The following is a 9372-nucleotide window of genomic DNA, read 5'->3' on the forward strand; positions in this document are numbered from 1 at the left end:
CTGCCGCTTGCTGCCGCATGGCTGCGCGGCTCGCGCGATCCGGCCCGCGATGCGATGCTGGAGGTGCTCGATGCCCGCCTGCGCAGCTATGCGCGGGAGGCTTGAGAGGCTATGACGCTGGCGTGACGAGAGGGTGGGAAGCGATGACCGAACGAAACGACTTGCGGGTTGCCATCGCGGGCCTGGGCTCGATCGGCACCAAGATCGCGACAGCGCTCGATCAGGGCATCGAAGGGCTAGCGCTATCCGCCGTGGCGGTGCGCGATCCCGCAAAGCATCGGGCGTCCCTCGATAGCCTCCGCCGCCCACCGCAGGTCCTGCCGATCGGCCAGCTCGGCGACGCCGCGGACATCGTGGTGGAATGTGCGCCGAGCAGCCAGTTGCGCGCGATCGTTGAGCCCGCGGTGAGGCGCGGCAAGGCCGCCATCGTCGTCAGCGTCGGCGGGCTGCTCGATAATTTCGATCTCGTCGATCTCGCCCGCGCCAATGGCGGCCGCATCCTCGTGCCGACAGGCGCCCTGATCGGGCTCGATGCCGTCAATGCCGCCGCGGTCGGTACCATCAATTCCGTGAAGATGGTGACGCGCAAACCGATCGACGGGCTGAAGGGCGCGCCGTTCATCGTCGCGAACAACATCGACATCGACAAGCTGAGCGAGCCGCTGAAACTGTTCGAGGGTACCGCGCGCGAGGCCGCCAAGGGCTTTCCGGCCAATCTCAATGTCGCGGTGGCGCTGTCGCTCGCGGGCGTCGGACCGGATCGCACCCAGGTGCAGATCTGGGCCGATCCGACCGTGACGCGCAACGTTCACCGCATCGAGGTCGAGGCGGATTCGGCGCGCTTCTCGATGTCGATCGAGAATATCCCGTCGGAGAATCCCAAGACCGGGCTGATCACGGCGCTCTCGGTGATCGCGCTCCTGCGCAAGCAGCGCGCCACGCTGTGTGTGGGGACGTGAGCGATTGGGATGGACTCGCTTCCTGCGGCAGGGTAGGTGCGCTCCCTCCCCCGCTTGCGGGGGAGGGCTGGGGGGAGGTGTTTCCGCAATGAGGCACTCCCCAAGAGGAGAGAGCCCTCACCCGGCGCGTCGCGCCGACCTCTCCCGCAAGCGGGAGAGGTGACCGCACTCGCGGCACGACCAATCCGACCTGAACAAATCTCGACCTACGCGCCCGTCACGCGCCAGATCACGTTGCCGACGTCGTCGGCCATCAGCAGCGACTTCTTGTCGGGACCGATCACGACGCCGACCGGGCGGCCGTAGGACTCCTTCTCGTCCGGTGCGAGGAAGCCCGACAGGATGTCGCGCGCTGGGCCGGAGGGCTTGCCGTTCTCGAACGGGACGAACACCAGCTTGTAGCCGGAGAGCTTGCTGCGATTCCACGATCCGTGCTGGCCGATCACCATGCCGTCGGGGAAGCCCGGCAGCGTGCCCGCCGGCATCCAGCACAGGCCGAGCGAAGCGGTGTGGCCGCCGAGCGCGTAGTCCGGTTGAATCGCCTTGGCGACCATCGCCGGATCCTGCGGCACGCGGTCGTCCACCGTCTTGCCCCAATAGCAATAGGGCCAGCCATAGAAGCCGCCGTCGCGCACCGAGGTGAGATAGTCCGGCGGTGTCTCATCGCCGAGGCCGTCGCGCTCGTTGACGACAGTCCAGAGCACGTTCGTATTCGGCTCCCAGGCGAGGCCCACCGGATTGCGCAGGCCTGCGCCGAAAATGCGATGCGTGCCGGCGGCAAGATCGAGCTCATAGACCGCGGCGCGGCCCTGCTCGACCTCCATGCCCATCTCGGCGATGTTGCTGAGCGAGCCGACACCGGCATAGAGTTTCTTGCCGTCGGGGCTTGCGAGCAGGCTGCGCGTCCAGTGCCCGCCCGGCTTGAAGGTGGTGAGCCGCTTGCCCGGCGCGGTGATGCGGTCGGCATTGGCGATGTAGGGAAACGCCATCACGCCGTCGGTGTTGCCAACATAGAAAGTGTCGCCGACCAGCGCCATGCCGAAGGGTTGGCTGAGGTTTTCCATGAAGGCGCCGCGAACCTCCGCAACGCCGTCGCCGTCCTTGTCGCGCAGCAGCGTGATGCGGTTGGCGGAAACGCCGAGCGCGGCGGCGCGCCGCATCGTTGCCTGCATCGCATAATGAAACACGGATCTCGGTGCGCCTGCGATTTGGGTCGCCTCCGCGATCAGCACGTCCCCGTTCGGCAGCACCTCGATCCAGCGCGGATGATCGAGACCGGTCGCGAATGCATTGACCTCGAGCCCGGGCGCGACCGTCGGCTTCTGTCCTTTGCTCCAGCCGCGCGCGGTCGGCATCTTCAGCGTCGGGATCGCACCCTGCGGCTTCGCTTCGGGAATGGCGGGCTTCTCTCCCCAGGCCGGCGCGGGCTCGGTGCCCGTCAGCTTCCGCCATTGCAGCGCGATGCCGCCGAGGACTGCGACGAACTGCGCGAAGATGCTGGAAAATGTCATGAGGCGCCCCTGTTTGCGCGCGCATCCAACTGGCTGACGCGGCCCGCGTCAACCTGTGCGGCGCACCCGCGGGGTCTATTCCCGTGGAATGGCAGCCGATCGAATTTGCATGGGACGAACGCCGGCGGGCCTGGCCCTGATCAGCGGCGGATCTGCCGCTCCAGCCGCGCCGCGCGAGAATCGTCGAGATGATGGAGGTTCGGCGTCAGTGCGGCCTCCTTGGACAGCAGGTGATAGACCCGCGCCACCGTGCGCTGCTTCTGCTTCGGCCGCCCAGGCGGCAACGTCCGCGCCTTGCGGACGGCGGCAATCGCGTGCTCGCGAAAATAATCGTAGGCATCCGACATGGCTCGATGCTCTGCGGCTGGTAGCAGGGGTCGAGGGGTAACCGGTCGGGCGAGGGGCGGTTCCTTGGCAAGTCGAACGGTGTGCTCGTGCCCCGGGCGCAGCGCAGCGCGTCTTCGCGGTGCGCTGCAGAGCCGGGGCCCATTTCACCGGCATGCATAAGTCGCTATCCGGGTCCCGGCTCTGCGCAGCAGCGTTGCACGCTGCAGCGCGTCCGGGACATGAGAGTGAGGCGAGCTGCTACGCCCCTACCGCGGCGACAGGAACGGAATGATCATCGGCACGCGGCGGCAATAGGCGCCGTAGGCGTCTTCGCCGAGCTCCTTGGAGAGGAACACCTCTTCCATCCGGCCCTTCTGCCACATGCCAAGCGAGATCAGGATCGCGCCGAGGATCGCAGTCACCGTGCCGACCGCGATGCCGGTGGCAAGCATGCCCGCGATCAGACCGGTGTAGATCGGATGGCGCACGATGCCATACGGGCCGGTGTCGACGACGCGGTGGTCTTCCTTGTGGGTGATGGTGTTGGACCAGAACTTTCCGAGATGCAGCCGTCCCCACCAGGTGAAGGAGATGCCGGCAAGCACGATCAGCGCGACGATGTAGACGCCGGCATTGCTGAACACCCAGAGCGGCTTCTCACCGAGCACTTCCGCGGTCCACGGCGTGAACAGGATGCCGCCGACCAGGATCGGGATGCGATAGCGGCCGGACTCCAAGGTCATCACCTGCTTTTGCGTGCGACCTTGCCAGAACGAGGCGCCGACCCAGCTGGCGAGCCAGGCGAGCCAGATCAGGGCGAGCAATTGCGTCGGCCAGGTCGTGGTCCAGCCACCCCAGGCGACAGAGAGAAGTTTGCTGAAATCGAAGGACATGAAGGTTCTTTGCGTTGGGCGGCGGCGTCAGCTCGCGCGCGAGGAGAGCGCGTGATGCTTGATGGCGCCGGAGGGCTGCTGGCCGTTACGAGCGAGCAGATGGGTGATGGTTTCGCGCAAGACAGGCTCGATCGGACGCGGCGAATAGCCGAGCTCGGTGCGTGCCTTGCCGATCGAGAGGTCGCTGGCGGCGAGCGCGATGCGTACGCCCTCGGCGGTGCCGTTGGGCGGCCGGCGCGTGACATGATCGGAGATGTATTCGAGCATGATCGCGGAGAGCTCGGCGATCCTGCCGGGGACGACGACCGGATATTGCCGGCGGCCGCTCATCGCCGACATCATCCGCAGGATGTTGCCGAGCGGGACGCAGTCGCCGCCGAGGATGTAGCGCTGGCCGAGGCGGCCGCGCTCCATGGTCAGCACCAGGCCCATGGCGACGTCGCGGACATCGACGAGGTTGACCAGGAAGTTGAGATGCGGCTGCACCTTCTTCTGGAGGAAGTACCACAGCATCGCCGTCGGCGGCGTCAGATTGTGGTCGGCGGCGCCGATCGGCATGGTCGGCGTGCCGATCACCAGCGGAAAGCCGTTGGCCGCTGCCTTGGCGGCATGATGCTCGGCGAGCGACTTCGACCGCGTATAGGCGCCCGGCATCGCGTCGGCCGGCTGCAGCGCCTCTTCGGCGGGAACGCCATTGAGGTTGGAATAGGGGAACAGGATCGATTCCGTCGAGCAGTGCAGAAAGCGCGACACGCCGCGCTTCATGGCGGCCGCGAGCACGATCTCGGTGCCTCGGCAATTGACCTCGTGAAAGTCCTGCTTGTTGGCGACCCACATGCCGGGCAGGCCGGCGAGGTGATAGACCTGATCGACCCCGGCGATCGCAGCATCGACCGCGGCGCCATCCAGCACCGAGCCGTGGACATGTTCAACGTCCGTGTTTGCGGCGGCCGGCGCACGGACGTCGAGCACACGCACCCGCTGCCCACGGGCACGGAGCGCTTCGACGAGATGATGTCCGATGAAGCCACTGCCACCGGTAACCAGTACGAGAGCCATGCAGAAGGTTGCTGTTTCGCTTCTAGAGCTATCGGGTTGAAAGGGAATTGGTCGGAAGAGGCGCCAGAATCGCGGCAAGGTCGCGACGGAAGCCCAATGCAATGAATAATTTTGCCATCACGAACATCGGTCCAAGCAAAAGATGCGAAGGAAAAGTGAACAACGAGGCTTCGCGCCCCTCAAAAACCTTGTGGCCGATGGCCTGCGCGGCGAGGCCGAGCGCCACCAGCACGGCGAAAATCGCCCACATCGTCGCGGTGCTGACTTGCGCCGCAATGCTCGTCGCAACCGAAAACAGCACGATCGAGACTGCCAGGATGCCGATCCCGAGCGCCATGTCGAGCAGCAGCCAATAGAGCAGAACCGGCAAGGCCAGGATCACCGCCAGGCTGACATCGAAACCAAACAGCGGAAGCCTGACCAGCGTCAGCGGCAGCACGGCGCCCGTGAACAACAGAAGAATACCGACCACATGCATCGCCGTGTTCCGGGGGTCGCGATGGTACTCGACATAAACGGCAAGTTGGCGCTGAAAATAGCCACCCATTTCGGTCTCATGCAGCACGGGGTCGGGAAGGGCGAACAGAGGCTATAGCACTGGACAGGGCGGTGCACAAACCGGCGCTTTTGTCGCGCAAAACCGTATTGGTGCGCCCCGGACAGGCTACAAAACGATCAGGACTTCAAAGGGTTCCGGGCGCGAAGCCGCGTTCGCTCAGCGCTTCTTGGCGGGCTTTTTCGTCGCAGGCGCAGGCGCCGCAGCCGGATGCGCAGGTGCCTCTTCAGGCAGCTTGGCATAGGTCAGGATTTGCAGCTGGCCGTTGACGGCCGAGGTCGGCTTGGCCCGGTCGAGAAACTGCTCCTCGCCGAGGCCGATCGGGTGCAGCCGCTTGGTCGAGATCTTGAATGTGTTCACCAGCACGTCGCGGATCGCGTCGGCGCGGCGCTGACTCAGGATCGCGTTCGCCTCGCGCGTCTTCGAATTGGATTCGACGTGACCGACGATCAGGAACGTGTAGGGCAGCAGCGAGGAATGAACCATGGCGTCGGCGATGCGGCCGACGGTCTGGTAGGAGGCCGGCTGGATGATCGGCGTGTCGGCATCGAACTGGATTTGCGCGTTGAAGGCGGGCAGCTTGGCAAGGTCAGGCACGATCGGCGGCCGGTTCACCGGTCCCGGATCGTTCTTGATCCTGGCCTTGGCGCGCTCCATCACCTGCTGCTTCAGCGCGGGAAGATCGACCTCGGCGGCTTCTTCGAAATGGTTGAGCTTGCCGACGATGTCGTCGCGTGTCGGCGCCGCCGTCTGCGCGCGTGCAGCGCCCGCGAGCAGGGCGCAGCCCAGCGCGATGCCTAGTCCGGCAGTGGAGAGTCTCTTGGCGCGCATCAGCGATACCCCGCGTCGTCGACGGCTTTCAGGCAGTTGTTGCTGATGCCCTTGGGCGTCGAGACCAGGCAGGGGACCGACTTGCTGGTCTCCTTGGTCGAGCCGCCGCAGACCTTGACGATCTCGCGTTGGCAGGCGTTCGCCACCGTGACGCGCGCGGCGATGCGCTTCTGGATGGCGTCGAACACGCCGAGATAGTCGCTCGCGCACTGCTGGGAGAGCACGTCGCGGTTGCGAGACAGGCACTCCTTCAGGCGGGTCGAGTCCGGGTTGACGCCGCGGCAATTGGCGACGATCTCCGTACCGCAGCTCGCCGCCAGCTTCCCGATCGAATCGCCAAAGCTCATGGTCTCCGCCGCCGCGAGCGACGGCATCCCCAATGCCAGCAAGATCAGTGCGATGCCCCGGACCATGGGTTGCATCTGATACGGGGAAGTTCGCGATGGTCAAGGGCTGTTCGGGGGAGAACTGTCGAAGGCCTGGCGAGTGCGGCGAACAGTCCTCACTCCGGGGCGTCGAGGGGCGGCCATTCGATCAGGGCGACGGTATGGTTTCTGAGGTCGTCGGCCACGTCGGGGTCGGCCTTGAGTTCGTCCAGCGTCCGCGGCGGGGGAAGCTCGCGACTCTCCGCGCTCAGCTCCTGCGCATAGAATGCGAGTGCCTCAGGCGCATTCTCCAGGGCCTCCTCGACATCGTCGCCGCCGGAAATGCAGCCGGGTAGGTCCGGAAACCGGAGGCTGACCGCGTCGTCCGGGCCGGCTTCTTCGATCAGGGCGATGTAGTGAGGCATGTCGCGGGCCTCACGCCCGCTGCACGAAGCTGTCCACGACCTTCTTCTCGCCGGCCTTGTCGAAGGCGATGGTGAGTTTGTTGCCGTCGATCTTGGTGACGCGGCCGTAGCCGAATTTCTGGTGGAAGACGCGGTCTTCGAGCGAGAATTCCGAGGTGGTGCCGGTGGATTTGGCCACCAGCTCGCCCTCGATCGTCAGGGGACCGCGACGGCGCGAGGAGAAGTTGCCGAAATCGGGGCCCGATGACGAGGAGGAGGAGAACGTCGCGGCTTCTTCCTCGAAGCCGCCGCTTCGGCCGCCACCATTGCGGCCACCGCCGCGGTTGCGATTGGCCTGGGCGCGCTGCCAGCCCGGGGTCGAATAGGTCGAGCCGAACGCCTCCATGTCGTCGAAGCGGGAGGCGCCGTAGCCGCCGGTGCCGCCCCAGGCCGAGCCGCCCTTGGATTCGGTGATCTCAACATTGGCCGCCGGCAGTTCGTCGAGGAAGCGCGACGGGATCGTGGTCGACCAGGTGCCGTGGATGCGCCGGTTGGTCGCGAAATAGATCATCGCGCGGCGGCGGGCGCGGGTCAGGCCGACATGGCCGAGCCGGCGCTCTTCTTCCAGGCCGGCGCGGCCCTGTTCGTCCAGCGTGCGCTGGCTCGGGAACAGGCCTTCTTCCCAGCCGGGCAGGAAGACGTTGTCGAATTCCAGCCCCTTGGCTGAATGCAGCGTCATCAGCGACACCGCGTCCTCATCGGCGCCGCTGTCGCGGTCCATCACCAGAGAGATGTGCTCGAGGAACCCTTGCAGGTTCTCGAACTCCTCCATCGAGCGCACCAGCTCTTTCAGATTCTCCAGCCGGCCCGCGGCGTCGGCCGAACGATCCTTCTGCCACATCTCGGTATAGCCGCTCTCGTCGAGCACGATCTGGGCGAGATCAGTGTGGGCGGTGACCTCGCGCTGGGCGCGCCAGCGGTCGAACTGGGCGACGACGTCGCGAAGCGAGCCGCGCGCCTTCGGCTTCAGCTCGTCGGTCTCGACCACCGCGCGGGCCGCTTCGAACAGGGGAATGCGGCGCTTGCGGGCGTGATCGTGCAGCATCTGCACGGTGGCATCGCCGAGGCCCCGTTTGGGCACGTTGACGATGCGCTCGAAGGCGAGATCATCGGCCGGTGAGTTGATGACGCGCAAATACGCCAGCGCGTCGCGGATTTCGGCGCGCTCGTAGAAGCGCGGGCCGCCGATGACGCGATAGGGCAGGCCGAGCGTGACGAAGCGGTCTTCGAACTCGCGCATCTGGTAGGAGGCGCGCACCAGGATCGCGACCTCGTTGAGCTTCTCACCCTTACGCTGGATCTGCTCGATCTCCTCGCCGATGCCGCGGGCTTCCTCCTCCGAATCCCACGAGCCCGTGACCGTGACCTTCTCGCCGTCCTGGTCCTCGGTGCGCAGCGTCTTGCCGAGCCGGCCTTCGTTATGCGCGATCAGATGCGAGGCGGCGGCGAGGATGTGGCCGGTCGAGCGGTAGTTGCGCTCCAGTCGAATGACCTTGGCACCGGGGAAATCGTGGTCGAAGCGCAGGATGTTGTCGACCTCGGCGCCGCGCCAGCCATAGATCGACTGGTCGTCGTCGCCGACGCAGCAGATGTTTTTGGTGGGGCCGGCGGGAGCAGCCGCCAGTGCCGCGCGCTCGGTCATTCCGGGATGCGCCGAAGGCGCAGACGCGGAATCTCGATCTGAGGACTCACTGCTGGATTCCGGGTTCGCGTCTTCGACGCGCCCTGGAATGACAGTGGGCGGAGCAGGCTTCGAAGGCGCCTGCGACAGCAGCCGCAGCCACAGATATTGCGCGACGTTGGTGTCCTGATATTCGTCGACCAGGATGAATTTGAAGCGCTGCTGGTACTGCCGGAGAATATCCGGATGCTCGCGGAAGATGCGGATGTCTTCGAGCAGCAGATCGCCGAAATCGGCGGCGTTCAAGATCTTCAGCCGCTCCTGGTAGCTCGCATAGAGCTTGCCGCCCTTGCCGTTGGCGAAGATGGCGGCTTCGCCTGAGGGCACCTGCGACGGCGTCAGGCCGCGGTTCTTCCAACCATCGATCAGACCGGCCAGCATCCGCGCCGGCCAGCGCTTGTCGTCGATGTTGTCGGCCTGCAGTAGCTGCTTGAGCAACCGGACCTGGTCGTCGGTGTCGAGCACAGTGAAATTCGACTTGAGCTGCGCCAGCTCGGCGTGGACGCGCAGGATGCGGCCGCCGATGGAATGGAAGGTGCCGAGCCACGGCATGCCTTCAACGGCGTGGCCGAGCATCTGGCCGAGCCGGTGCTTCATCTCGCGCGCGGCCTTGTTGGTGAAGGTCACCGACAAGATCTCGGCGGGACGGGCGCGGCCCTGGCTCAGGATATGGGCGATACGCGTGGTCAGCACGCGCGTCTTGCCGGTGCCGGCGCCGGCCAGCAC

The 9372-nt window shown here is 65.8% G+C and carries 10 protein-coding genes and 1 pseudogene; 2 read left to right on the forward strand and 9 right to left on the reverse strand.

From position 1 onward, the window contains the following. Nucleotides 1–105, forward strand: a pseudogene (locus MOV75_RS16515) (LysR family transcriptional regulator); the annotation flags it as partial. Nucleotides 106–143: 38 nt separating this feature from the next. Continuing rightward, nucleotides 144–959: an aspartate dehydrogenase gene (locus MOV75_RS16520; RefSeq protein WP_246929362.1), complete on the forward strand. Its 816-nt coding sequence runs from the start codon at nucleotides 144–146 to the stop codon at nucleotides 957–959. Nucleotides 960–1165: 206 nt separating this feature from the next. Here the strand turns inward: MOV75_RS16520 and MOV75_RS16525 are convergent, their stop codons facing one another. From MOV75_RS16525 to MOV75_RS16565, 9 genes are all read right to left on the reverse strand, one after another. Further along, on the reverse strand, nucleotides 1166–2470 hold the full coding sequence (locus MOV75_RS16525; RefSeq protein WP_247006207.1) for a sorbosone dehydrogenase family protein: 1305 nt from the start codon (nucleotides 2468–2470) through the stop codon (nucleotides 1166–1168). A gap of 140 nt (nucleotides 2471–2610) precedes the next feature. After that, a complete protein-coding gene (locus MOV75_RS16530; RefSeq protein WP_246929366.1) occupies nucleotides 2611–2817 on the reverse strand; it encodes a hypothetical protein in 207 nt (68 codons plus the stop codon). Nucleotides 2818–3063: 246 nt separating this feature from the next. Further along, a complete protein-coding gene (locus MOV75_RS16535; RefSeq protein ID WP_246929368.1) occupies nucleotides 3064–3690 on the reverse strand; it encodes an isoprenylcysteine carboxylmethyltransferase family protein in 627 nt (208 codons plus the stop codon). Nucleotides 3691–3717: 27 nt separating this feature from the next. Beyond that, complete coding sequence (locus MOV75_RS16540) at nucleotides 3718–4749, reverse strand: NAD-dependent epimerase/dehydratase family protein (RefSeq protein ID WP_246929369.1); 1032 nt, start codon at nucleotides 4747–4749, stop codon at nucleotides 3718–3720. A 28-nt stretch (nucleotides 4750–4777) separates the two neighbouring features. Then, complete coding sequence (locus MOV75_RS16545; RefSeq protein WP_246929378.1) at nucleotides 4778–5296, reverse strand: DUF962 domain-containing protein; 519 nt, start codon at nucleotides 5294–5296, stop codon at nucleotides 4778–4780. A gap of 168 nt (nucleotides 5297–5464) precedes the next feature. Continuing rightward, on the reverse strand, nucleotides 5465–6136 hold the full coding sequence (locus tag MOV75_RS16550; RefSeq protein ID WP_247006208.1) for an OmpA family protein: 672 nt from the start codon (nucleotides 6134–6136) through the stop codon (nucleotides 5465–5467). Then, the gene (locus tag MOV75_RS16555) at nucleotides 6136–6549 is read right to left on the reverse strand and encodes a hypothetical protein (RefSeq protein ID WP_246929382.1); all 414 of its coding nucleotides are present in this window, start codon (nucleotides 6547–6549) and stop codon (nucleotides 6136–6138) included. Before MOV75_RS16555 ends, MOV75_RS16550 begins: the two co-directional genes overlap by 1 nt. An 89-nt stretch (nucleotides 6550–6638) precedes the next feature. Next, nucleotides 6639–6926: a type II toxin-antitoxin system HicB family antitoxin gene (locus tag MOV75_RS16560; protein WP_246929384.1), complete on the reverse strand. Its 288-nt coding sequence runs from the start codon at nucleotides 6924–6926 to the stop codon at nucleotides 6639–6641. A 10-nt stretch (nucleotides 6927–6936) separates the two neighbouring features. Beyond that, nucleotides 6937–9372, reverse strand: a 2436-nt coding sequence (locus MOV75_RS16565) for an ATP-dependent helicase (RefSeq protein ID WP_247006210.1), incomplete at its 5' end; no start/stop codon positions are given.

This window comes from Bradyrhizobium sp. PRIMUS42 (assembly GCF_023006515.1).
Lineage (GTDB): Bacteria > Pseudomonadota > Alphaproteobacteria > Rhizobiales > Xanthobacteraceae > Bradyrhizobium.